The 24,378-nt window shown below is 71.5% G+C and carries 20 protein-coding genes and 1 other annotated feature; of the genes, 7 read left to right on the top strand and 13 right to left on the bottom strand.

What is annotated here, in order from left to right; genetic code table 11:
- Positions 1 to 8: 8 nt before the first annotated feature.
- The 4 genes from ACQKQD_RS24775 (at position 9) to ACQKQD_RS24760 (ending at position 5,884) form a co-directional block, all read left to right on the top strand.
- Positions 9 to 1,679, top strand: coding sequence for a methyl-accepting chemotaxis protein (locus ACQKQD_RS24775; protein ID WP_427509831.1), 1,671 nt, complete (start codon positions 9 to 11; stop codon positions 1,677 to 1,679).
- Between the two features lie 129 nt (positions 1,680 to 1,808).
- Positions 1,809 to 1,864, top strand: a sequence feature (sul1 is cis-regulatory element that is thought to sense ions involved in sulfur or methionine metabolism; They are found in Alphaproteobacteria).
- A 60-nt stretch (positions 1,865 to 1,924) separates the two neighbouring features.
- On the top strand, positions 1,925 to 3,421 hold the full coding sequence (locus tag ACQKQD_RS24770; RefSeq protein WP_427509830.1) for a SulP family inorganic anion transporter: 1,497 nt from the start codon (positions 1,925 to 1,927) through the stop codon (positions 3,419 to 3,421).
- A gap of 100 nt (positions 3,422 to 3,521) precedes the next feature.
- Positions 3,522 to 4,835, top strand: a complete 1,314-nt coding sequence (hslU, locus tag ACQKQD_RS24765; RefSeq protein ID WP_091680751.1) for an ATP-dependent protease ATPase subunit HslU — start codon at positions 3,522 to 3,524, stop codon at positions 4,833 to 4,835.
- 161 nt (positions 4,836 to 4,996) lie between these two features.
- Positions 4,997 to 5,884: an EamA family transporter gene (locus ACQKQD_RS24760; RefSeq protein WP_020094603.1), complete on the top strand. Its 888-nt coding sequence runs from the start codon at positions 4,997 to 4,999 to the stop codon at positions 5,882 to 5,884.
- Between the two features lie 10 nt (positions 5,885 to 5,894).
- Here the strand turns inward: ACQKQD_RS24760 and ACQKQD_RS24755 are convergent, their stop codons facing one another.
- From ACQKQD_RS24755 to ACQKQD_RS24740, 4 genes are all read right to left on the bottom strand, one after another.
- On the bottom strand, positions 5,895 to 6,296 hold the full coding sequence (locus tag ACQKQD_RS24755; RefSeq protein ID WP_010682249.1) for a PTS sugar transporter subunit IIA: 402 nt from the start codon (positions 6,294 to 6,296) through the stop codon (positions 5,895 to 5,897).
- Between the two features lie 174 nt (positions 6,297 to 6,470).
- Positions 6,471 to 6,911, bottom strand: a complete 441-nt coding sequence (locus tag ACQKQD_RS24750) for an HPr kinase/phosphorylase (RefSeq protein ID WP_427509829.1) — start codon at positions 6,909 to 6,911, stop codon at positions 6,471 to 6,473.
- On the bottom strand, positions 6,911 to 8,665 hold the full coding sequence (locus tag ACQKQD_RS24745) for a stimulus-sensing domain-containing protein (RefSeq protein WP_419149864.1): 1,755 nt from the start codon (positions 8,663 to 8,665) through the stop codon (positions 6,911 to 6,913). The genes ACQKQD_RS24750 and ACQKQD_RS24745 overlap by 1 nt, the downstream gene beginning before the upstream one ends.
- Positions 8,666 to 8,733: 68 nt before the next feature.
- Positions 8,734 to 9,444 carry a response regulator transcription factor gene (locus tag ACQKQD_RS24740; RefSeq protein WP_020094607.1) on the bottom strand — a complete coding sequence of 237 codons (711 nt, stop codon included), beginning with the start codon at positions 9,442 to 9,444 and terminating at the stop codon, positions 8,734 to 8,736.
- A 313-nt stretch (positions 9,445 to 9,757) separates the two neighbouring features.
- Here ACQKQD_RS24740 and ACQKQD_RS24735 point away from each other — a divergent pair, with 313 nt between their 5' ends.
- The 3 genes from ACQKQD_RS24735 (at position 9,758) to lepA (ending at position 12,832) form a co-directional block, all read left to right on the top strand.
- On the top strand, positions 9,758 to 10,543 hold the full coding sequence (locus tag ACQKQD_RS24735; protein ID WP_091680758.1) for a HugZ family protein: 786 nt from the start codon (positions 9,758 to 9,760) through the stop codon (positions 10,541 to 10,543).
- A gap of 61 nt (positions 10,544 to 10,604) precedes the next feature.
- Entirely contained in the window at positions 10,605 to 10,805 is a 201-nt protein-coding gene (locus ACQKQD_RS24730; RefSeq protein WP_010682254.1) for a hypothetical protein, read from the top strand.
- Positions 10,806 to 11,029: 224 nt separating this feature from the next.
- Positions 11,030 to 12,832 carry a translation elongation factor 4 gene (gene lepA / locus ACQKQD_RS24725; protein ID WP_042669970.1) on the top strand — a complete coding sequence of 601 codons (1,803 nt, stop codon included), beginning with the start codon at positions 11,030 to 11,032 and terminating at the stop codon, positions 12,830 to 12,832.
- A 107-nt stretch (positions 12,833 to 12,939) separates the two neighbouring features.
- Here the strand turns inward: lepA and ACQKQD_RS24720 are convergent, their stop codons facing one another.
- The 9 genes from ACQKQD_RS24720 to trpE form a co-directional block, all read right to left on the bottom strand.
- A complete protein-coding gene (locus tag ACQKQD_RS24720) occupies positions 12,940 to 13,257 on the bottom strand; it encodes a c-type cytochrome (RefSeq protein WP_427509828.1) in 318 nt (105 codons plus the stop codon).
- 150 nt (positions 13,258 to 13,407) lie between these two features.
- Positions 13,408 to 14,691 carry a PQQ-dependent sugar dehydrogenase gene (locus tag ACQKQD_RS24715; protein WP_132366472.1) on the bottom strand — a complete coding sequence of 428 codons (1,284 nt, stop codon included), beginning with the start codon at positions 14,689 to 14,691 and terminating at the stop codon, positions 13,408 to 13,410.
- A 268-nt stretch (positions 14,692 to 14,959) separates the two neighbouring features.
- Positions 14,960 to 16,462 carry an NAD(P)/FAD-dependent oxidoreductase gene (locus ACQKQD_RS24710; protein WP_427509827.1) on the bottom strand — a complete coding sequence of 501 codons (1,503 nt, stop codon included), beginning with the start codon at positions 16,460 to 16,462 and terminating at the stop codon, positions 14,960 to 14,962.
- A 1,996-nt stretch (positions 16,463 to 18,458) separates the two neighbouring features.
- Positions 18,459 to 19,688: a molybdopterin molybdotransferase MoeA gene (locus tag ACQKQD_RS24705; protein ID WP_427509826.1), complete on the bottom strand. Its 1,230-nt coding sequence runs from the start codon at positions 19,686 to 19,688 to the stop codon at positions 18,459 to 18,461.
- Positions 19,685 to 20,176, bottom strand: a complete 492-nt coding sequence (moaC, locus tag ACQKQD_RS24700) for a cyclic pyranopterin monophosphate synthase MoaC (RefSeq protein ID WP_020094615.1) — start codon at positions 20,174 to 20,176, stop codon at positions 19,685 to 19,687. Before moaC ends, ACQKQD_RS24705 begins: the two co-directional genes overlap by 4 nt.
- A 3-nt stretch (positions 20,177 to 20,179) precedes the next feature.
- A complete protein-coding gene (gene trpC, locus ACQKQD_RS24695) occupies positions 20,180 to 21,067 on the bottom strand; it encodes an indole-3-glycerol phosphate synthase TrpC (RefSeq protein ID WP_091680767.1) in 888 nt (295 codons plus the stop codon).
- Positions 21,064 to 22,101 (bottom strand): anthranilate phosphoribosyltransferase, encoded by a 1,038-nt coding sequence (gene trpD / locus ACQKQD_RS24690; protein WP_427509825.1) that lies wholly within the window; start codon positions 22,099 to 22,101, stop codon positions 21,064 to 21,066. The genes trpC and trpD overlap by 4 nt, the downstream gene beginning before the upstream one ends.
- 34 nt (positions 22,102 to 22,135) lie before the next feature.
- Positions 22,136 to 22,750: an anthranilate synthase component II gene (locus ACQKQD_RS24685; RefSeq protein ID WP_042672235.1), complete on the bottom strand. Its 615-nt coding sequence runs from the start codon at positions 22,748 to 22,750 to the stop codon at positions 22,136 to 22,138.
- 106 nt (positions 22,751 to 22,856) lie between these two features.
- Positions 22,857 to 24,377, bottom strand: coding sequence for an anthranilate synthase component I (gene trpE, locus ACQKQD_RS24680; protein ID WP_042672234.1), 1,521 nt, complete (start codon positions 24,375 to 24,377; stop codon positions 22,857 to 22,859).
- Position 24,378 lies beyond the last annotated feature (1 nt).

Genomic DNA, 24,378 nt, shown 5'->3' with positions numbered 1-24,378 from the left:
GGATAGCAATGAAAATCGGCGGAAAACTCCTGAGCTTCGTCGGCGCCTGCAGCCTGACGACCCTGGTCGTGGCAGGGGTCAGCGTCGCGACGCTGAAGAGCTTCGAGCGCTCGCTGACGAGCGTCGAGAGCGCGTCGATCCGGGCGCTCGACGCCGCGAACTTCAACCGCCTCGCCGCCGAAGTCACCATGGACTCGCGCGGCGTCTACGCCTCCGCCGACCGCGCGGAAGCCGCGAAGTACACCGCCGGGATCCGCAAGGGTCTCGCCGAGATGGACGCGCTGCGGGCCGACTGGGCACCGCGGGTGACCGAGGCCGAGCGGCCGCTCTTCGAGACGATGGTGCGCAACGCCGACGCGTTCCGCGCCCTCCGCAGCGCCCTCGCGGACGCGGGCGACACGACCGGCCCCAAGGCGGCCGCGGAGCTCGGGTTCAACGACGCCAACCGGGCAAACCGCAAGGCCTTCCAGGCCAGCATCGACGCCCTGGTGAAGCAGGGCCGGGGCGAGATGGCGGCGATCAAGGCCGACACCCAGGCCCTGTTCGAGACGCGCACCCTCCTCCTGCTCGGCCTCGCCCTGATCGGAACCGTGATCTGCTGCGCCCTCGGCCTGCTCATCGGTCAGCGGCAGATCGCCCGGCCGCTGCGAGCGGTCTCGGACGCGATCCAGCGCCTCTCGCGCGGCGACCACACCCTGCCCGCCGTCAAGCCGGGACGCGACGAGATCGGCGCGATCTGGACGAGCATGCAGGTCTTCAGCGACACGATGCGGGAGGCCGAGGGCCTGCGGCGCGAGCACCAGCGGCTGGAGGCCGACACGGCGACGCGCAAGCGCGCCGAGATGGCCGGGCTCGCCGAGCGGTTCCAGGGCAGCATCGGCGGACTCGTCGAGCACCTCGCCGGGGCCGCCGCCGGGCTGGAGCGTGCCGCCGCGACCATGGCGAGCAACGCCGAGCACGCCGGCACGCAGTCGCAGGCGGTCACCCGCGCCGCCGAGACGACGGCCCACAACGTCGAGGCCGTCGCCGCGGCCACCGAGGAACTCGCCGCCACCGCCAGCGAGATCGGCGTGCAGGTGACCCAGACCTCGACGGCCGCCGAGAGCGCCGTCGAGGCGACGCGGCGGACCCGGGCGAGCGTCCAGGCCCTCGCCCGCAGCGCCGACGGGATCGGGCAGGTCGTCTCCCTCATCTCCACCATCGCCGGGCAGACCAACCTGCTGGCGCTCAACGCCACGATCGAGGCGGCGCGGGCCGGCGAGGCCGGGCGCGGCTTCGCGGTCGTCGCCACCGAGGTGAAGGATCTCGCGACGCAGACCGCCAAGGCCACCGAGGAGATCGCCGGGCAGATCGCCGCGATGCGGACCGCGACCCACGACGCCGTCGCGGCGATCGAGGAGATCGGCGGCACGATCGAGCAGGTCCACGGGATCGCCCTCGGCGTGGCCGCCGCCGTCGAGGAGCAGCAGCTGGCGACCCAGGAGATCGCCCGCAGCGTCTCCGAGGCCGCCAGCGGCACCCGCGCCGTCACGGACACGATGGCGCTGGTCCTGGGCGCGGCCCGCGAGACGGGCGCCAGCGCCGCGGAAGTCCTCGACGCCGCCGCCGACATCGCGCGCCGCTCGAACGGGCTCGGCGGCGAGGTCGCGGGCTTCGTGACCCAGGTCCGCGCGGCCTGAGGCGGCCGGATCGACGCGCCCGTCATTTCGGAACCGCGGAGCCGGACCCGCGATGACGGAGGCGTCGCCGAGCGTTTCCCGCCACGTTGTTGCATTGCAGCGCGGGCGCCCCTAGGGTCCGCGCATTCGCAAGGACCCGGTGAAAGCCCGGGTGGCTCTTCCGGCCGCCGATCCGCCGGACCACGCATTCGAGACGCGCTCTGACCCGCCAGCGACGCGGGCACGCCGCTCGTGCGGATACATCGATGTCAACACACGCAGCCCGGAACGCCGGATATCTCCGGTCGTGGACCTCCAACCTGCGCGGCGACACCCTGTCGGGGATCGTCGTCGCCCTCGCGCTGATCCCAGAGGCCATCGGCTTCTCGGTCATCGCCGGGGTCGACCCGAAGGTCGGCCTCTACGCCTCGGTCGTCATCGCCTGCACCATCGCCTTCGCCGGCGGTCGCCCGGCCATGGTCTCGGCCGCCACCGCCGCCACCGCGGTGGTGATGGTCGACCTCGTGCGCGAGCACGGCGTCCAGTACCTCTTCGCCGCCACGATCCTGATGGGCGTCATCCAGATCCTGGCCGGGTTGCTCAGGCTGGGCCGGCTGATGCGGTTCGTCTCGCAATCGGTGATGACCGGTTTCGTCAACGCGCTGGCGATCCTGATCTTCCTGGCGCAGTTGCCCGAGCTCACCGGGGTCACGCCGGCGACCTACGGGCTGATCGCCCTCGGTCTGGCGATCATCTACGGATTCCCGCGGATCACCCGCGCGATCCCGTCGCCGCTCGTGGCCATCGCCGTCCTGACGGCGATCACCGCGATCTTCCACCTCGACGTGCGCACGGTCGCCCATCTCGGCGCCCTGCCCTCGACGCTGCCGAGCTTCGCCCTGCCGGACGTGCCCCTCACCCTCGAGACCCTGCGGATCCTCCTGCCCTACGCGGCGACGCTCGCCGCGGTCGGCCTACTGGAGAGCCTGCTCACGGCGCAGATCGTCGACGACATGACCGACACGGCCAGTGACAAGAATTGCGAGTGCATGGGCCAGGGCGTGGCCAACATGACCTCGGCCCTGTTCGGCGGCATGGGCGGCTGCGCGATGATCGGCCAGTCGGTGATCAACGTCTCGTCGGGTGCCCGCGGGCGCCTCTCGACGCTCGTGGCCGGCGCGTTCCTGCTGGTGCTCCTCGTGGCGCTGCAGGACCTGCTGGCCGTCGTGCCGGTGGCGGCGCTGACGGCCGTGATGATCATGGTCTCGATCAACACCTTCTCGTGGCGCTCGCTGCTGCGGCTGCGCACCAACCCGCTGCCCTCCTCGGCGGTGATGCTGGCGACCGTCCTGGTCGTGGTCGCCACCAAGGATCTCGCGATCGGCGTGCTGGTCGGCGTGCTGCTGTCCGGCGTGTTCTTCGCCGGCAAGGTCGCCCGGCTCAACCGGATCACGTCCGCCCTCTCGGCCGACGGCGGCACCCGGACCTACACCGTCACCGGGCAAGTGTTCTTCGCCTCGGCCGGCACCTTCTCGGAGGCGATCGACGTGCTGGAGCCGGTCGAGCGCCTCGTGATCGACGTCCACGCGGCGCATTTCTGGGACATCTCGGCCATTGCGGCCCTCGACCGGGTGGTGCTCAAGGCCCGCGCCCGGGGCCGCGACGTGACGGTCATCGGCCTGAACGAGGCCAGCGCGACCCTGGTGGAGCGGTTCGGCCGGCACGACAAGGGCGACGCCGCGGCGGTCCCGGCGGCGCACTGAGGCGGCGACCGGCCGACGCGTGGCCCCTTGCGCGGGGCCGCGCGCGACCCCATTCCCGGCGCGGGGCCGTTTTCGGGCCGGGAACAGGGATGGCAAAGCGGTGACGACGTTCTCTCCCCGCGAGATCGTGTCCGAACTCGATCGGTTCATCGTCGGGCAACACGACGCCAAGCGCGCCGTGGCGATCGCGCTGCGCAACCGCTGGCGGCGCCAGCAGCTGACCGGTCCGCTCCGCGAAGAGGTCGCGCCCAAGAACATCCTGATGATCGGGCCGACCGGCTGCGGCAAGACCGAGATCGCGCGCCGCCTCGCCCGGCTCGCCAACGCGCCGTTCCTCAAGGTCGAGGCCACCAAGTTCACCGAGGTCGGCTACGTCGGCCGCGACGTCGAGCAGATCGTCCGCGACCTCGTCGAGGTGGCGATCGGCCTGACGCGGCAGGTCAAGCGCGAGGGCGTCAAAGCCAAGGCCGAGGCGGCAGCCGAGAACCGGATCCTCGACGCGCTGGTCGGCCCGACGGCGAGCCAGGCTACCCGCGACAGCTTCCGGCGCAAGCTCCGCAACAGCGAGCTCGACGACAAGGAAGTGGAGCTGGAGCTGACCTCCGGCGCCCCTGCGGGCATGCCGATGTTCGAGATTCCCGGCGTTCCGGGCGCCTCGATGGGCGCGATCAACATCGGCGACATGCTCGGCAAGGCGCTCGGCGGCCAGCGCGGCAAGCCGCGCCGTGTGCTGGTGCGGGACGCCTACGCGCCGCTGATGGCCGAGGAATCCGACAAGCTCGTCGACGACGAGGCGCTCGTCCGCGAGGCGATCCGCGAGGTCGAGAACAACGGTATCGTCTTCCTCGACGAGATCGACAAGATCTGCGCCCGCGAGGGCCGCTCGTCCGGGGACGTCTCGCGCGAGGGCGTGCAGCGCGACCTGCTGCCGCTGATCGAGGGAACGACCGTCGCGACCAAGCACGGGCCGGTGAAGACCGACCACGTGCTGTTCATCGCCTCGGGCGCCTTCCACGTCTCGAAGCCGGCGGACCTCCTCCCCGAACTGCAGGGCCGCCTGCCGATCCGGGTGGAATTGCAGCCGCTGACGGTGGACGATTTCAAGCAGATCCTGACCGCCACCGAGGCGAGCCTTCTCAAGCAGACGGTCGCGCTGATGGAGACGGAGGGCGTCACCCTCACCTTCTCCGACGACGCCGTGGACGCCCTCGCGCGAGTCGCCGTGGAGGTGAACTCCTCGGTGGAGAATATCGGCGCGCGCCGGCTCCAGACGGTGCTGGAGCGGGTGATCGACGAGGTCTCCTTCACCGCCACCGATCGGTCCGGCGAGACGGTGCCGATCGACGCGGCCTACGTGCGCGACCGGGTGCAGGATCTGGCCTCGAACGCGGATCTGAGCCGCTTCATCCTGTAAGAGCGGGTCACGGATCGCTCCGGGCCGGCGGCCGCCCCGCTGGCCCGGGACGGCGAGCCGTGCGCGAGGATGGCGTGTGCCATGAGGTCGAGCGTGGGCCGCGGCGGCCCCGGCATCTGCTATGCCCGCGCCGGGTCCCGGTCCTCAGGAATGTCGCCCCCGTGTCACGCAACAGGTTCGGCCTCGGCGATACGGTGCTGTCCGTGGCGGCGCTGGTCACCGGCATGGTGTCGCTCCAGTGCGGCGCGACCTTCGCCAAGAGCCTGTTCCCGGCGCTGGGCGCGGCGGGGACCTCGGCCCTCCGGGTCGGCTTCTCGGCGCTGATCCTGATCGCCGTCTGGCGGCCCTGGCGGCGCAGCCTCCCGGCACGCGAGGCCGGCTGGATCGCCCTCTACGGGACGGCCCTCGGGCTGATGAACCTCCTGTTCTACCTCGCGCTGGCACGGCTGCCGCTCGGACCGGCCGTGGCCATCGAGTTCGTCGGGCCGCTGGCGGTCGCGCTGATCGCGTCGCGCCGCCGCTCGGATTTCCTGTGGATCGGCGTGGCGGTGGCCGGGCTCGCGCTGCTGCTGCCGATCGCCGGCGCGGACGGCCTCGACCCGGTCGGCGTCGCCCTCGATCTCGGCGCGGCCCTGTGCTGGGCGCTCTACATCCTGTTCGGGCAGCGCGCGGGGCGGATCGACGGCGGCCAGGCCGTGTCCCTGGGCATGCTGACGGCGGCCCTCGTCGTGGCGCCGTTCGGCGTGGCGGAGGCCGGACCGGCCCTGCTCGCGCCCGGACTCCTCATCGCCGGCTTCGCGGTGGCGCTGCTGTCGAGCGCCCTGCCCTACTCGCTGGAGATGGTCGCCCTGCGCCGCCTGGACCGGAAGAGCTTCGGCGTTCTGATGAGCCTGGAGCCCGCCGTGGCGGCCTGCGCGGGTCTGGTCCTGCTGGGAGAGCGAATCAGCGCCGTCCAGTGGCTGGCGATCGCGCTGGTGATCGCGGCATCGGTGGGAATCACCGTGAGCGCGCGGCGCGCGGCTCCGCCGGCGGCCGTCCTGGAAGCCTGATCCCGGAGAACTACTTGCCCGCCAGGACGCGCGAGGCGACGTTGATGTATTTGCGGCCGGCTTCCTGCGCGTGCAGCACGGCGTCGCCGAGCTTCTCCTCGTCGCGGACGCTAGCCAGCTTGATCAGCATCGGCAGGTTGATCCCCGCCACGACCTCCACCGATCCGCCGTTCATGCAGGACAGCGCGAGGTTCGACGGCGTGCCCCCGAACATGTCGGTCAGCACCACCACACCGTCCCCGGTATTCACGCGACAGACCGCGGACATGATGTCCCGGCGTCGCAGCTCCATATCGTCCTCCGGCCCGATCGTGATCGTTTCGATCTGATCCTGTGGACCGACCACGTGCTCCAGCGCGGCCTTGAACTCGGTCGCCAGGAGTCCGTGGGTGACGAGCACCATGCCAATCATCGACACGTGTTCCAACGTCCTGTGTGTGCCGCCATGTTGTGCATCGCACAGCCCCCCACAAGGCGATCGCGACTTTTTTGCCCGGACATTGGTGCGATCATGCCACGGCCGCCGCGTGTGCGCCATGGGGGATACCAGTCTTGGGCGAATCGAGGCGCCTGTGCGGCTGCGAAGTCACGGCCGCGGCTTTCGCAGCGCCGCACGGACTAGGAGCGGTGCGATGCCGGCCGCCCGCGCACCCCGATCGAGGACGAGGCGCGGAACGGCGAGGCCGAGGATGTCGGCGGGTTCCGGCGGCTCGGGCAGGCGCGGTGCCGTCTCCACCAGGTCGACGGCGAGATGCAGCACCGCCTCCGGCCGCACCGCCAGACCGAGATCGGCCGCCGACAGGATCCCCTGGCCGCGGACCTCGACACGTCCGGCGAGCGCGGGATGAGGACCGGCCGTGATACGCCCGTCGCGAATCGCGCAGACGACCCGGTCGTCCGCCACGAAGGCCCCGTCCGGCGCGGCTGAGAGCAGGAGCGCGAGGCTCGACTTGCCCGCACCCGAGGGACCGCGAATCAGGATCCCGGCCCCGCACAGTGCGACGCAGGCGCCGTGCAGGGTGACCATCAGGCGTGAAGCTGCCGCGGCGCCGCCGGCAGGCGCACGATGAAGCGGGCGCCGCGCACCGTCGGCTCGCCGTCCTCGTCGGGGGCGCCGGGCCGGTTCTCGGCGCGGATCGTGCCGCGATGGGCCTGGACGATCTGGCGGGAGATCGACAGGCCGAGGCCGGAATTCTGGCCGAAACCCTGCTCCGGCCGGTCGGTGTAGAAGCGCTCGAAGATCCGCTCCAGGGCGTGCTCCGGGATGCCAGGTCCCTCGTCCTCGCAGATCATCTCGACCTCGCCGCGCACGCGGCGCAGCACGACCCGGACCTTCGCGTCGGTCGGCGAGAACGAGCGGGCGTTGTCGAGGAGGTTGTTGACCACCTGCCCGAGCCGGCTGTCGTGGCCGATGATCGTGAACGGCGCGTCCTGCTCCGAGCCCGTCGCCTCGACGTCGAGCTGGATCAGGCAATCCTTCGGGCGCCGGCGCTCGTTGGCGACCGACACGACGGTGGTGAGCAGCCGCCGGAGATCCACGCGCCGGGCCTCGGCGCGGGCGAGCTCCGCGTCGAGGCGCGAGGCGTCGGCGATGTCGCTGATCAGACGGTCGAGGCGCTTCACGTCGTGCTGGATGATCGCCATCAGCCGGCCACGGGACTCGTCGGTCTTGGCGAGCGGCAGTGTCTCGACCGCGCTACGGAGCGAGGTCAGCGGGTTCTTCAACTCGTGGCTGACATCCGCCGCAAAACTCTCGATCGCGTCGATCCGCCGGTAGAGGGCCTGAGTCATGTCGCGCAGGGCGCCCGACAGGTGGCCGATCTCGTCCGTGCGTTCGGTGAAGTCCGGGATCTCCTCGCGGGTCTTGATACCCATGCGGACCTTCTCGGCGGCCTCCGCGAGGCGGCGGACCGGTCCCGCGATCGCACCCGCCAGCAGGAACGAGAGCACCACCATCACCGCCGAGGCGACGAGGAAGACCTGCAGCAGACCGAACCGCTCCGAAGCGATGACCCGGTCGATGGCGTCGCCCTGAGTCGAGATCAAGAGGGCGCCGCGGACCGAGCCCGCCCGGTGGATCGGCACCGCCACCGAGACGGTGGTCTCACCGAGCTTGTTCCGGCGCACGAGGCTGCCGCGATTGCCGCCGAGCGCCGCCTGGACCTCCCGGAGCGAGTGCCCGTTCACCGGCCCCGTCTCCTCGGTGGTCTCGGACCGGCTGCGGAACAGGCCGCCGAGCTTGGACTGGACCGCCTCGAAGGCGGATTCGAGGATGCCGGGCTTGTGGGGCTTCGGCTCGAGCGGGTCGGGCCGGCTGGCATCGCCGCGCTTGAACAGGGTGCGGGTGTCGAACAGGAGGCCGCCCTCCTGGTCGTAGACCCGGGCGCGGTTGCCCGTCGGCGTCACGAGGCGCGACAGCAGCGGCGCCACCTTCTCGGGGTTCAGCGAGAAGGCGAGCGGCTGCGATTCCTCCTCCGCCGCCTCGCCGGCCTGCTGCTGGAGCAGCTTGTCGGGATCGATGCGGATCGTGTCGGTGTCCACCGAGGCCGAGGCGGCGATCGCCCCCGCGATGATCTCGCCCTGGATGGCGAGGCTCTGGATCCGGGCCTGGATCAGGCCCTGGCGGAACTGGTTGAGGTAGAGGAACCCGACGAGGAGCGCGATCAGCCCGACGAGGTTGAGGACGACGATGCGGCGCGTCAGGCTCGACGAGGCGCGCTGGCCGACCGCCTCCCACACGGCGCGGGGCCAGCCGAGCGGTCGGGACAGGGTCTGGGCCAGGGAGGCGCGGGGCGGGGCATCCTCGGTCTGGGTCTGGGTACGTGCGGCCACGGGGCTGATCCTGGAGATCACGCCTCCTTGAAGCGGTAGCCGACGCCGTAGAGCGTCTCGATCATGTCGAAGCTCTGGTCGGTGACCTTGAACTTCTTCCGCAACCGCTTGATGTGGCTGTCGATGGTCCGGTCATCGACGTAGACTTGGTCGTCGTAGGCCGCGTCCATGAGCGCGTTGCGGCTCTTCACGACGCCGGGGCGCTGGGCGAGCGCCTGGAGGATCAGGAACTCCGTGACCGTCAGCGTCACCGGCTCGCCCTTCCACGTGCAGGTGTGCCGCTCGGGATCCATCATCAGCGCGCCGCGCTCGAGCGACCGGGCCGCGACCTCGGCCTCGCCGCGGGGCGTGCTGCCGGGGGCCTCCTTGGCGAAGCGCCGGAGCACCGCCTTCACCCGCTCCACCAGCAGGCGCTGCGAGAACGGCTTATGGATGAAGTCGTCTGCGCCCATCTTGAGGCCGAACAGCTCGTCGATCTCCTCGTCCTTCGACGTCAGAAAGATCACGGGAAGGTCAGATTTCTGCCGCAGGCGTCGGAGAAGCTCCATCCCGTCCATGCGCGGCATCTTGATGTCGAAGATCGCGAGATCGGGCGGGGAGTGGCGCAGACCGTCCAGCGCGGAGGCCCCGTCCGTGTAGGTCTGGATGCGGTAGCCTTCGGTCTCCAGCGCAATCGACACAGAGGTGAGGATGTTCCGGTCGTCGTCGACGAGGGCGATGGTCGGCATGCGCGGTCCCTGACTGAACGGGCTCAGGCGCGGTCCCGGCTCTTCGCACAGGCCGCGCCACGTCCCGGCCCCGAGGGGGCAGACAAAAACGCGAACCGGGCAGTTTGGGCGCAGCCCGGCACACGCAAAGGGACAGGTGCTTTAGTACGGCCGATCGGAAAAAGCGAGCGGCGGTCATAGCTTGGCCGTAACACGGGAGCGCACCGGTCCTTCCGCGGCCCATCTGACGCGGTCGCGGTGCCTCGCGCCGCCGACGCTGCACCGCTAACGTGGCGGCGAAACCGGGCGGCTGTCCGGAGGGGAGGAATCGCGCATGGGCGAGACGATCGACACGGGTCCGGGCGCGGGCGGACCGGCCCGTCCGCTGCCGGCCGAGGCGGCGCCGTTCGACGCGATCGGCCTGGCGCGCACGCTCCTGCGCAGCGTCCGGTCCGGGGCGCTCGCGACCCTGGAGCCGGACGGCACGCCCTTCGCCTCCCTCGTCACCATCGCCACCGACGCGGACGGCACGCCGCTGATGCTGTTGTCGCGGCTGTCGGCCCACACCCGCAACCTGCTCGCCGACCCGCGCTGCTCGCTGCTGTTCTCGCAGGGCGGCAAGGGCGATCCCCTCGCCCATCCCCGCCTAACCGTGGTCGGACGCGCTCTGCAGACCGCCGAGGCGCGGGCCAGGGAGCGGTTCCTGGCCCGGCACCCGAAGGCCAAGCTCTACGCCGATTTCCCGGATTTCGGCTTCTTCGCCCTGGCGCCGGAGGCCGGCCACCTCAATGGCGGCTTCGCCAAGGCCGCGACCCTGACCCGCGACCAGCTCCTCCTCGACCTCTCGGACGCGCAGGCGATCGTGGCGGGCGAGCGGGGCGCCGTCGAGCACATGAACGCCGACCACGCCGACGCGCTGGCGCTCTACGCTGCCGGCGCCGGCGGCGCGGCCGACCTGCCCTGGCGACTCACCGGCCTCGACCCCGAGGGCATGGACCTGATGGCGGCCGACCGCACGGTGCGCGTCCCCTATCCGGAGCGCGTCACCGACATGGGTGCGCTGCGCAAAAGCCTCGTTGCCATGGCCGCGCGGGCGCGCGCGACCGGTGCGGACGCGTAAACGCGCAAGGACTTGGCGATCAGGCATGGCGAAAGGTCGCTGACCGCCCCATATCGGCCCCATGAGCGATACCCAGACAGATACCTACCCCTTCAGCCTCGACGTGGAGCCGGTCGGCGAGAGCGGCTCCCTGTTCCAGTGGAGCATCCGCAAGCACGGCAAGCTGCACCAGCGCTCGGACCGGAAGCATCCGACCGAGGCCAAGGCGCGCTCCCACGGCGAGGCCGAGATCGAGCGACTGATCCGCGACCGCGGTCGCTGAGCCGGATCGCTCCTCGGCGCCAGACACGATCGTGACCCGGGGGCCGGCCCGTTCCGGCCCCCGTTCGCTTGCGTGCGATCACCGACCGGGCCCGCTCCCCCCCGGGCGCTCAGGCCGCGCTTGGCGCCTTCCCGCCGCGCTGCTATCTCGCGCGGGAGCCGCTCCATCCGAACACGTCCCGACGTCAGACGGTGCGCGCCGGCGCGCGCCCGAACGGAATGCCGATGACAGCCCCGATCGACACCATCCGCAACTTCTCGATCGTCGCGCATATCGACCACGGCAAATCGACCTTGGCCGACCGGCTGATCCAGGCCACCGGCACGGTCGCGCTCCGCGACATGAGCGAGCAGATGCTCGACTCGATGGACATCGAGAAGGAGCGCGGCATCACCATCAAGGCGCAGACCGTGCGCCTGGAGTACAAGGCCCAGGACGGCAAGGACTACGTCCTGAACCTGATGGACACGCCCGGCCACGTGGACTTCGCCTACGAGGTCTCGCGCTCGCTCGCCGCCTGCGAGGGCTCGCTCCTGGTGGTCGACGCCTCGCAGGGCGTCGAGGCGCAGACGCTCGCCAACGTCTACCAGGCGCTCGACGCCAACCACGAGATCGTCCCGGTCCTCAACAAGGTCGACCTGCCCGCCGCCGAGCCGGACCGGGTCAAGGAGCAGATCGAGGAGGTGATCGGCCTCGACGCCTCCGATGCCGTGCCGATCTCGGCCAAGACCGGCCTCAACATCGAGGCGGTGCTGGAGGCGATCGTCACCCGCCTGCCGCCGCCGAAGGGCAGGAGCGACGCGCCCCTGAAGGCGCTGCTCGTGGACAGCTGGTACGACGCCTATCTCGGCGTCGTGGTGCTGGTGCGGATCATCGACGGCACCCTCAAGAAGGGCATGACCATCCGCATGATGGGTGCCGACGCCGTCTACGGCGTCGACCGGATCGGCGTGTTCCGGCCGAAGATGGCCGACATCGACGCGCTGGGACCGGGCGAGGTCGGCTTCTTCACCGGCTCGATCAAGGAGGTGGCCGACACCCGCGTCGGCGACACGATCACCGAGGACAAGCGCCAGACCACCGAGATGCTGCCGGGCTTCAAGGAGGTCCAGGCGGTGGTGTTCTGCGGCCTGTTCCCGGTGGACGCGGCCGAGTTCGAGAACCTGCGCTCCGCCATGGGCAAGCTCCGGCTCAACGACGCCTCGTTCTCCTACGAGATGGAGACGTCGGCGGCGCTGGGCTTCGGGTTCCGCTGCGGCTTCCTCGGGCTCCTACACCTGGAGATCATCCAGGAGCGGCTAGAGCGCGAGTTCAACCTCGACCTGATCTCCACGGCGCCCTCGGTGGTCTACCACCTGAAGATGCGCGACGGCGAGACCAAGGAGCTGCACAACCCGGCCGACATGCCGGACATCATGAAGATCGAGACGATCGAGGAGCCGTGGATCCGCGCCACGATCCTGACGCCCGACGAGTATCTTGGCGGCGTGCTGAAGCTCTGCCAGGACCGCCGCGGCGTGCAGATCGACCTCAACTACGTCGGCAAGCGCGCCATGGTGGTCTACGACCTGCCGCTGAACGAGGTCGTCTTCGACTTCTACGACCGGCTGAAGTCGATCTCGAAGGGCTACGCCTCGTTCGACTACCACGTGTCGGATTACCGCGAGGGCGACCTCGTGAAGATGTCGATCCTGGTGAATGCCGAGCCGGTGGACGCCCTCTCGATGCTGGTCCACCGCACCCGCGCCGAGTCGCGCGGCCGGGCCATGTGCGAGAAGCTGAAAGACCTGATCCCCCGCCACCTGTTCCAGATCCCCGTCCAGGCGGCGATCGGCGGCAAGATCATCGCCCGCGAGACCATCCGGGCGCTGTCGAAGGACGTCACCGCCAAGTGCTACGGCGGCGACATCTCGCGCAAGCGCAAGCTTCTCGACAAGCAGAAGGAAGGCAAGAAGAAGATGCGCCAGTTCGGGCGCGTCGAGATCCCCCAGGAGGCGTTCATCGCCGCCCTGAAGATGGACGATTGATCCACCGCGTCTTTGCGAGCGGAGCGAAGCAAACCAGGTGCGCGACGCTCGTCAATGGCCCGCCGCCCTGGGTTGCCTCGCTGCGCTCGCAATGACGGTGGTGCCGCTTACCCCGGCGGCAGCACGTCGATCTGGATGCCCGCGTAGTACGCCGCCAGATTGGCAATGTCGGCGTCCGACAGTTCCTTCGCCACGACGTTCATGATCTCGTTCTGCCGCTTGCCGTCGCGGTACTCGGTGAGCGCCTTCACGAGGTAGGGCTCGACCTGCCCGGCGAGGTTCGGCGCCTCCGGTAGCTTCGAGAGCCCGTCCATCCCGTGGCAGGTCTGGCAGGCGGTCGCGCGCTTCTTGCCCGCGGCCGCGTCGCCGGCCTGAGCCGAGAGCGGGACGAGGGTGGCGACGAGGAGGAGAAGCGGGCGGATCATCGGGCGGGCTCGAACTCTGAGATCAGTGAAGACTTGTCCGCTCGCGTCGGAAGGGGACGCGCGCGCCCTCTCCCGAACGTCAGAGAGGGCGCGTTGCGGCTTTCCGCGACCTGGCGCCTCACGAGCGGAGAGGCGCCAGGTCACAAGAGACTACTTCTCGTAGGAGATCCGGTAGATCGCCCCGGCGGAGTCGTCGGAGACGAGTAGCGAGCCGTCGAGCATCACCGCGACGTCCACCGGGCGGCCGAGATACTCGCCGTCGCCGGTGAGCCACCCTTCCGCGAACGGCTTGACCGACTCGACCTTCCCGTCGGCCCCGAGCTTGGCGAACATCACCCGGGCGCCTACCGGCTCGGTGCGGTTCCACGAGCCGTGCTCGGCGATGAAGATCCCGCCCTTGTAGGCGGCCGGGAACTGCTTGCCGTTGTAGAAGGTCATACCGAGATCGGCCGCGTGCGGCGGCAGCTCGGCCTGCGGGGCGACGGCGTCGGCCGGCGGAGTCTGGTCCTTATACTCGACCGTGCGGACCGAGCCGCCGCCGAACCACGGGAAGCCGAAATTCTCGCCCGCCTTGGTGGAGCGGTTCAGTTCGCCCGGCGGCTTGTCGTCGCCCATGCCGTCGACCTGGTTGTCGGTGAACCACAGCGACTTGTCGGTATTGAAATCCATCCCGACGGAGTTGCGGATGCCGGTCGCGTAGACCTCGCGGTTCTTGCCGTCGGCGTCGATGCGGATGATGCCGCCGATGCCGGTCTTCTTGTAGAGGTCCGCCTTCTCGGCGGGCGGCACGTTGTAGGGCTGGCCGAGCGCGATGTAGGTCTTGCCGTCCGGCCCGACCCGGCAGACCCGGGCGGTGTGGTTGAAGCTCTCCTCGGAGGCCGGGATCAGCTGTCCCTGCTTGACCAGCACGCCGGCGGCGACGTCCGGGTTCTCGTAGAAGAACTCGGCGGCCGGGAAGGCCAGGACGCGGTTCTGCTCGACCACGGTGAGCACGCCGTCCTTCGAGAAGCAGACGCCGTTCGGGATCTTGAACGTGATGCCCGGCGCGAAGGGGCGGACCTCGTCGGCGACCCGGTCCTTGTCGCGGTCGGTGACCGTGTAGATCTTGCTCTTGCGCGTGCCGACGAACAGCACCCCGGCATTGGGACCGACCGCGATGGCGCGGGCATCCGGCACCACCGCGTACAGGTCGATCTTGAAGCCGTCCGGCAGCTTGACCTTCGACAGGTTCTTGCGGATCGCGTCGGCGCGACGGCCGGTCTGCGGGATCTCGGCGGCGGCCTGGGTGTCCGTGCTGTGGAAGCCCTCGAGCTTCTCGAGGTCGTCGGTCTTGGCCTTGGTCTCGGCAGGGGCCGCACCCTGCGCCAGGGCGGGGAGCACCGCCGCCGGCATGGCCACGCCCGCGAAGAGCGCGGCGAGAAGCAGAGATCGCATCGATAGAATCCTCCCGGCGGCCCTTGGACCAGGGCATTACCGGGAAGGAACGATAGGGGCGCCGCAGAGACCGGCAAGCCGCGCCGGTGACGCGGCAGGAGCCCTGTCGCTGTCCGCGGGGTTTCCGATCGTCACCTCAGTGGGGTCGCACCCTCCGTCATCGCGAGCGAAGCGAAGCGACCCAGGGCAGCGCGACTTCGAGGCGCTCAGCGCCGCCCTGGATTGCTTCGCTTCGCTCGCAAAGACGGGAGGCCGACCGGAACCGGCCTCAGGCCACCTTGCGCGGGACGAGGCGCTCGCTGCCCAGGGCGACGTCGGCCCCCGACACCCCGGACTCGGTGTACTCGGCGTCCTCGTTCACCCGCCAGACGTCGTGCCGGCGCCGGCCGCAGAGGATGTTCTCCACGGTCAGCATCGCGGTCATCATCGCGTGGTCCTGATTGTTGTACTTGTGCATGCCGTTGCGGCCCACGAGGTGCAGGCTCGGGAAATCCCGCTCCAGCTCCCGCCGCACGGTGACGACGTGGCCGGCATACTCCTCGTCGTAGACCGGGTAGGCCTTCGGCTGGCGGACCACGCAGGCATCGACGACGTCGGACGGGTCGATCAGGCCGATCTGACCGATCTCGCGCTTGGCGAGCTCCACCAGCTCCGAATCGTCGGCGTTCCAGAGGCCGTCGCCCTCGAAGCAGAAATACTCCAGGCCCAGGCAGGTGTGGTCCGCGTCCGGCACCATCTCGGGCGACCAGGAGCGGAAATTCTGCACCCGGCCGACCTTCACCGACGGGTCGTGGATGTAGATCCAGTTGTCGGGGAAGTTCTTGTCCGACTTGGCGATGAGCGCCACCGTCAGGAAGTCGCGGTACTTCAGCGCCCGGGCGTTGAAGGTGCTGAGCGGCCGCGGGCGGATGGCGTCGACGAGCTCGCGGACCGGCGCGGACGAGACGACGTTGCGGGCCGTGAAGGTCTCGCGGCTGCCGTCCGAGCGGCGGGCCGCCACCGTCCAGATGCCGGTGCCGGCGTCGTAGCTGAGGGAGTCGACGCCGCGGTCGAGCTTCAGCTGCCCGCCCTGGGCGCGGATCTTGGCGGCTGCCGCCTCCCACATCATGCCGGGGCCGCGGCGGGGATAGCGGAACGACTCGATCAGCGTTTTGATGACCGAACCGCCGGCCTTCGGCGCCTTGCGCAGGCCCAGCGACCGCTTGATGCCGTCGCGGATCGCCGCGCCGAGGTCGAGCCCCTTGATGCGCTGCGCCGCCCAGTCGGCCGAGATGGCGTCGCACGACATGCCCCACACCTTCTCGGTGTAGGTCTTGAAGAAGATCGAGAACAGGCGCTCGCCGAACTGGTTGCGGACCCAGGCATGGAAGGTCTTGGGCTCCGCCACCGGCCGCAGGCGGGCGTAGAGGTAGGAGGCGACGCAGGCCGCGCTGGTGAGGATCCCGAGGTTGCGCAGAGCCTCGAAGGCCTTCAGCGGGTAGGCGTAGTAGCGCCCGCGATAGTAGATCCGCGACAGGCGCGGGCGCTCGATGAAGTCGTCGGGGAGGATCTCGTCCCAGAGATCGACCACGGCCTGGGACTTCGAGAAGAACCGGTGGCCGCCGATGTCGAACAGGTAGCCGTTGTGCGAGACGGTGCGCGAGATCCCTCCGACCTGCGCCGGATCCCGCTCCAGGACGGTGACGGAGCGGCCCTTCTTCGACAGCAGGTAGGCGGCAGTCAGACCCGCGGGCCCGGCGCCGATCACCAGCGTCTCGGTGTGGTGGCTCATCCCATGCTCCGGCGATTGGTGCGGCGCGCGACGCGCAGGACGCCGACCGGTCGCCAGGATGCCCGGTCGTGGTTAAGGAATCGCTGGCGCCGCGGGGCCGGATCGACGGCCGGGCCGCGCATCCGGTGCCCTTTGACCGCGCGTTAAGCGGAACCGCGCGAGCATGCCGGCGAGGGCATCGACCGCCCGCCCGGGTGATCCACCAACCATGCCGGCTCCGGCGCTACCCCTCTCCCGACCGCGCGGGCGGATCGAGGCCCGCACGCTGCTGTGGATCCTCGCCGCCCTCTGCATCGCGACGATGAACGCGCCCCACGCGGTTTGGGAAACCGTCCAGCACCTGCGCGTCCCGGATACCGACGACGCGATGCGCCTCGTGGAAGTGCGCGACCTGCTGGCCGGCCAGGGCTGGTACGACAACGTCCAGTACCGATTCCTGCCCCCGGGCGGCGTGCCGAGCCACTGGTCGCGCCTCGTCGACGCGCCCATCGCCGGCCTGATCCTGGCGCTCACGCCCCTGACGGGCCCCGCGCTCGCCGAGGGCCTGACGGCGGCACTCTGGCCCGTGCTGCTCTTCGGGGTCTACGGCTGGCTCCTGTATCGCGGGGTCCGGCACAGCTTCGGCAGCCGCGCCGCGCTCCTGGCCGTGATCGCGGCCACGCAGACCTTCGGTGTGACGATCCAGTTCCAGGCGGGGCGGGTGGACCACCACAATCTGCAGATCCTCTCGATCCTCGGTCTCGCCTTCTGCATGATCCGCGGGGGCCTGCGACCCGGCGTGATCGGCGGGATCCTGGCAGCCGTGTCGCTGGCGATCGGGCTCGAGGGCCTGCCCTTCGTCGCGCTGGCGGCCCTCTTCCTCACGGGCGACTGGTGCCTGCGCGGACGGCCCGCGCTGGCGTCGCTCGCGGGCTTCGGCCTGGGTCTCGGCCTCGCCGCCCCCGCGCTGTTCGCCGTCCAGACGGCCCCCTCGCTCTGGGGTGTCTCCCACTGCGACGCGCTCTCGCCACCCTGGCTCTGGCTCACCCTGGGCGGCCTCACCCTCGCCGCGATCGCCGCCGGCGCGGGCGAGCGCCTCGCGACGGTTCCGGCGCGCCTCGCCCTGGCGGGCCTCGCGGGCAGCGTCCTGCTGGCCGGATTCGTCGCCGCCTTCCCGTCCTGCCTCGGCGGCCCGTTCCCCGACATGCCGCCGCTGGTGCGGATCCACTGGCTGCTCACGGTCAACGAGATGGCGCCGCTGGCGAAGTTCGTGGCCCGCGGCCAGTGGCAGGCGCTGGTCTTCTACCCGGTCGTGATCCTGGCGAGCCTCACGGCCGCCAGGATGGCGTGGCGCGGTCCCGAACGCCGGGCCTGGTCGGTGGTCGCGCTGTTCCTGTGGCCGGGGCTGATCCTCGGCGTCGCGCAGTTCCGCGGACTCTACATCGTCTCCGGCTTCGTGCCGCTGGTGGCGGGCGTGGTCCTCGACCGCGCGCTGGCACGGGCAGCCCTGCCGGCCGGGGCGCGGCGCTGGCCCGTCGCGCTCCTCGGCGCCGCGATGGTCAGCAGCCTCTGGATGATCCCGGCGCTCCTGGCGGAGACCCTCGCGCCCGGCCTGCGCAACGCGCCCGACGCGGCCGAGACGAATGCCTGCCTCGGCGACGCCGCGGTCCGCCCCCTGGCGCACCTGCCGGAAGGCACCGTGCTCGCCCCGATCTTCATGGGGCCGTCGATCCTCCTCCGCACCCCGCACAGCATCGTCGCCGCGCCCTATCACCGGGCCATTCCCGGCCTCAAAGCGGCGATCGAGGGGCTGGGCGGCACCGAGGCCGACCTCGACCGGGTGCTGACGGCGTTCGACGTCCGCTACCTCGTCGCCTGCCCGGCCCGGCCGGCCGCGAACCTTCAGGCGGAGACGGCGTTCGCCACACGGCTCGCCGCGGGCGCGGCCCGGAGCGCGCGCCTCGTGCCGCTGGACGTGCCCGGTCCCCTCAAGGTCTGGCGCGTCGCGCCCAGACGATCAGAGCAGGCGCCGATCGAGGCGGATGATCCGGCAGGGATCGCCGGCGCGCGCGGCCGGCGCGTGCGGGGCGCGGATCAGCAGGGCTTCGGACCGTCCGAGGACGGCGAGCATCGACGAGTCCTGACGTCGCTCGGCGGTCGCGACCGGTAGACGGTCGGGCTCGAGGGCGAGGCTCGCCCGCATGTAGTCGGCCCGGCCGTCATTCTCCGGCATGTCGCGGCCGAGCGTCGCCGGCTCGCTCCGGTCGGCACCGGCCCGCGGATCACCCTGGAGCGCGCGGATGGCGGGCACCACGAACAGGAGCCCGCACACGATGGACGAGACCGGGTTGCCCGGCAGCCCGATGACCAGCATGTCGCCGAGGCGGCCGTGCATCAGCGGCTTGCCCGGCCGGAGGGCGACCCGCCAGAAGCCGAGCTCCAACCCCTCCTTGGCGAGCGCGGCCTGAACCAGATCGTGGTCGCCGACGGAGGCGCCGCCGAGGGTGATCAGCAGGTCGGCCCGCGCCGCGCGGGCGCGACGGAACGCGTCCGCCAGGGCGTCGTGGTCGTCCCCCGCGATGCCGAGATCGACGATGTCGGCGCCCGCCTCCGCGGCGAGGGCACCGAGCGCGAGGCTGTTGGAGGCGACGATCTGGTCCCAGCCGGGCGCCGCGCCCGCCTCCACCAGCTCGTCACCGGTGGCGAGGATCGCGACGCGCGGCCGGCGGCGGACCGTGAGGCGCGGATGGCCGGCCGCCGCGGCGAGCGCCAGCCGCCGCGCGTCCAGGCTCATGCCGGCCGGGATCAGGGTCTCGCCGGCGGTGAAGTCGAGGCCGGCCCGGCGGATGAATCGCGCCGGCTCCACGGGCTCCAGGACGCGCACCGCGCCCGCCTCGGCGGCGGCGTTCTCCTGGATCAGGATCGCGTCCGCGCCCTCCGGCACCGGCGCCCCGGTGAAGATCCGGACCGCCTCGCCCGGGCCGATGCGGCCGGAGAAGCCGTGACCGGCCGCGCTGGCGCCGATCAGCCGCAGGAGCGCCCCGACCTCCCCGGCGTCGGCGCCGCGCACGGCGTAGCCGTCCATGGCGGAGGCCGGGAACGGCGGCTGGGTCCGTGAGGCGACGACGTCCGCGGCGAGCGTCCGGCCGCAGGCCTGCGCCAGCGGGACAGTCTCCAGCTCGACCGGCGCGGCGACGCTCGCGAGCACCCGCGCCAGCGCCTCGGCGACCGGGATCAGGCCGCTCATTCCGCCGGGGCCCGGTAAGTGCCCGAGCGGCCCCCGTCCTTGGCGGTCAGCCGGATTCCCTCGATCCGCATGCCGCGATCGACCGCCTTCACCATGTCGTAGACCGTGAGACACGCCACCGAGACGGCGGTCAGCGCCTCCATCTCGACGCCGGTCGGGCCCTGGACCCGGACCTCGGCGGCGATGCGCAGGCCCGGGAGCGCGTCGTCGGGCTCGCACTCGACCCGCACCTTCGACAGCAGCAGCGGGTGGCAGAGCGGGATCAGCTCGTGGGTGCGCTTGGCCGCCATGATGCCGGCGAGCCGGGCCGTGCCGATCACGTCGCCCTTCTTAGCGTCGCCCTCGCGGATCAGGGCCAGGGTCTCCGGCTTCATCACGATCTGGCCTTCCGCCCGGGCGGTCCGGTCGGTGGCGGGCTTGTCGGTGACGTCGACCATGTTGGCCGCGCCGCTGGTGTCGAGATGGGTCAGCGTCGAGCCCGGCCGCATGCCTTACGCCTTCTTCCGCGGCTTGCCGCCCTTGGCCTCCGCGGCGCCGAACAGCAGGGCGCGGGCCGCCTCCGCGACGTCCGGCTGCCGCATCAGGCTCTCGCCGACCAGCACCACGCCGAGGCCGTTGTCGCGCAGCCGGACCACGTCGGCGTGGTCGCCGATCCCGCTCTCGGCCACGGCGATCCGGTCCGCCGGGATCCCCGGCGCCAGCCGGATCGCGGTCTCGAACGAGACCTCGAAGGTCTTGAGGTTGCGGTTGTTGATGCCGATCAGCGCCGTGCCGAGGGGGATGGCCCGCGCCAGCTCGGCCTCGTCGTGCACCTCGACCAGGACGTCCATCCCGAGGAGGTGCGCCGTCTCGACCAGGGCGACGGCCTCGTCGTCGTCGAGGCAGGCCATGATGACCAGGATGCAGTCGGCGCCCCAGGCCCGGGCCTCGTAGACCTGATAGGGCTCGAACAGGAAATCCTTGCGCAGGACGGGCAACGCGCAGGCGGCGCGCGCCGCCGTCAGGTACTCCGGCCGCCCCTGGAACGAGGGCTCGTCGGTCAGCACCGACAGGCAGGTGGCGCCGCCGGCCTCGTAGGCGGCGGCGAGGCTTGCCGGGTCGAAATCGGCGCGGATCAGGCCCTTCGAGGGCGAGGCCTTCTTCACCTCGGCGATGAGCGCCGGGCGGTCCGCGGCGAGGTGGCTCCGGATCGCCGCCGCGAAGCCGCGCACCGGCTCCGCCTGCGCGACCTTCCGCTCCAGCTTGGCGAGCGGCACCCGCAGCTTCGCCTCGGCGATCTCGCGGCGCTTGTAGGCCTCGATGCGGGCGAGGACGTTCGGCCGCTCGGTCGGCGTCCCGGTGCCGGTCTCCGGGGTCGCCTCGTGCGTCAGCGAGCTCATCGGCCCTCCTGCCCGTTGGAGTGGTCGTTCGAGGCCCGGACGAGGCGGGCGAGCGTCGCCCGGGCGGCCCCGGAATCGACGGCATCCTGCGCCTGCGCGACGCCGGCCGCCAGGGCCTGCGCGGCCCCCGCGACCACGAGCGCCGCCCCCGCGTTGAGGACCGCGATGTCCCGGTAGGCGTTCCGCGCACCCGCCAGGACGGCCTCCAGGGACCGCGCGTTGTCGGCCGGGTCGCCGCCGCGCAGCTCCTCGGGCGCGCGCAGCGCCAGACCGAAGTCGCGCGGGTCGATGGTGAAGTGGGACAGCCGCCCCTCGTCGAGGGCGACCACCCGCGTCGGGCCCGTGACGGTGATCTCGTCGAGCCCGTCGGACCCGTGGACGGTCCAGACCCGGCGGCTGCCGAGCTCGGCCAGGACCCGCGTCAGCGGCTCCGCGAGGGCCGCCTGGGCGACGCCGAAGAGCTGATAGCCGACGCCGGCCGGGTTGCTCAGCGGCCCCAGCAGGTTGAAGATCGTCCGCACGGGCAATTCGGACCGGACCGCCGCCACGTGGCGCATGGCCGGGTGGTGGGCCTGCGCGAACAGGAAGCAGAGTCCGGCCTCGGCGAGGCAGCGGGCCTGCGCGGCGGGGTCGAGCCCGAGCCGCACGCCCAGGGCCGCGAGCACGTCGGCGGCGCCGGAGCGCGAGGTCGCCGCCCGGTTCCCGTGCTTGGCCACCGGCACGCCGCAGGCGGCCACGACGATCGCCGCCAGAGTGGAGACGTTGACGCTGCCGGAATGGTCGCCGCCGGTGCCGACGACGTCGACGGCGTTCGCGGGCGCCGCGACGCGGGTCATGCGCGCCCGCATGGCTTCGGCCGCGCCGACGATCTCCTCGACGGTCTCGCCGCGCACCTTGAGGGCGGTCAGGAAGGCGCCGGCCTGGACCGGCGTGACCTCGCCCGACAGCAGGTCGTCGAAGGCGGCGCGGGCCTCGGCGCGGTCGAGGGCGAGGCCCCCGGCGACCTTCGCGAGATGGGGTCTGAAGCTGTCCATGGGTTCTTACGGAGGGCCGCCCCGGCCCCCGGCGTCAATGCACGTCGGCACGCGTCCTGTCACGCGCCGTGTTCCAGGCGGCGGCGAGATCGAGGAAGTTCTTCACGATCTCCGTGCCGTGCTGCGACCGGATGCTCTCGGGATGGAACTGGACGCCGTGGAGCGGCCGGTCGGCGTGCTCCAGGCCCATGATCAGGCCGTCGGCCTCGGCGGTGACCCGCAGGGCCGTCGGGCAGGTCGCGCGGTCGACCACCAGGGAGTGGTAGCGCGTCGCCTCGAAACTGTCGTTCAGGCCGCGGAACAGGCCGCGCGCGCCGTGCCGGATGGTCGAGACCTTGCCGTGGAGCGGCAGGGGCGCCCGCACGACGTCGCCGCCGAAGGCCTGGCCGATCGCCTGGAGGCCGAGGCACACGCCGAAGATCGGGATCTCCTCGGACAGGTCGCGGACCACGTCGAGGCAGATCCCCGCCTCCGTGGGCGTGCACGGCCCCGGCGACAGCACGATCGCGTCGGGCGCCTTGGCGCGGATGTCGGCGATCGTGAGCGCGTCGTTGCGCGCGACCTCGACCGCGCCGCAGAGCGGCCCGATCAGATGCACGAGATTCCACGTGAAGGAATCGTAGTTGTCGATGACGAGGACGTTGGGCATCGCGGCGGCACGCTCGGGCATGCAGGCGATGTGACCGCTCGCACCCGCGCGGTCAACCGTCGGCGTCGGACGGCGGCGCAGCCGCGCGTCCGCCCTACGGCCCGCGCTACTGCCCGCGCTTCGCCTGCGCGGCGAAGCGCACCGCCTCCTCGGCAGCCCGGAACAGCGCCTTGGCCTTGTTGACGCATTCCTGCTGCTCGGAGGCGGGATCGGAATCGTAGACGATCCCGGCCCCGGCCTGGACGTGCATGGTCCCGTCCTTCACCACCGCGGTGCGCAGGACGATGCAGGTGTCCATCTCGCCCCGCGCGCCGAAATAGCCGATGCAGCCCGCGTACGGCCCGCGCTTCTCGCGCTCCAGCTCGTCGATGATCTCCATGGCCCGCACCTTCGGGGCGCCCGAGACCGTGCCGGCCGGGAATCCCGCCGCCAGGGCGTCCAGGGGATCGTGGCGCGGGTCGAGGTCCCCCTCGACGTTCGACACGATGTGCATGACCTGGCTGTAGCGCTCGATGAAGAACGAGTCGGTCACGCGGACGCTGCCGATCCGCGAGACCCGGCCGGCGTCGTTGCGGCCGAGGTCGAGCAGCATCAGGTGCTCGGCCCGCTCCTTCGGGTCGGCGAGCAGCTCCTCGGCGAGGGCGGAATCCTCGGCCGGGGTCGCGCCGCGGCGACGCGTGCCCGCGATCGGGCGGACCGTGACCACGCCGTCGCGCACCCGCACCAGGATCTCCGGCGAGGAGCAGACGATCTGGAAGTCCTCGAAATCGAGGTAGCAGAGGAACGGCGCCGGGTTGGTCCGCCGGAGCGAGCGGTACAGGCTGAAGGCCGGGAGCGTGAACGGCGCCGAGAACCGCTGGGACAGCACCACCTGGAAGACGTCGCCCGCGACGATGTACTCCTTGGCGCGCGCCACCATGGCGAAGAAATCGTCCGGCGGCGTGTTCGAGACCGGCTCGGGCGGGGCGACCGCCGACAGGTCCACCCGCGCCTCGATCGGCAGCGGGCCCTCGAGGGCGGCGGCGACCCGGTCGACGCGCTGCAGCGCGTCCTCGTAGGCGGCCCGGGCCGCGGTGCCGGGGGCGGGCCGGATCGGCGAGACGACCGTGATGACGTCGCGGATCGAATCGAACACCACCATCACCCGGGGACGCACCAGGATCGCGTCCGGCACGCCCAGCGGATCCGGGTTCGGCTCCGGCAGCCGCTCCATGGCGCGGACCATGTCGTAGCCGAGGTAACCGAACAGGCCGGCGGCCATCGGCGGCAGGTCCTGGCCGTCCGACTCGCCGATGGCGCTCTCGGCGATCAGGGCCCGCAGGCTCGCCAGCGGCGCCCGCGAATCCGGCTCGAACCGCGTGAGATCGGCCCCGCGCGCGATCGCGGGCGCGCCCGCCCGGCAGCGCCAGATCAGGTCCGGATCGAGGCCGATCATCGAGTACCGGCCGCGGACGGCGCCGCCCTCGACCGATTCGAGCAGGAAGGCCGGCCCGGCATGGCCAGCGCGCAGCTTGAGGAACGCCGCCACCGGCGTCTCGAGATCGGCGACGAGGCTCACCGCCACGAGGCTCGGCTGCCCGGCCTCGTAGCGCGCCGCGAAGGCCGCGTAATCGGGCGCGTCGGCCATG

It is taken from the genome of Methylobacterium sp. NPDC080182 (assembly GCF_050281105.1).
Lineage (GTDB): Bacteria > Pseudomonadota > Alphaproteobacteria > Rhizobiales > Beijerinckiaceae > Methylobacterium.
This window is presented reverse-complemented; position numbering and strand designations above follow the sequence as displayed.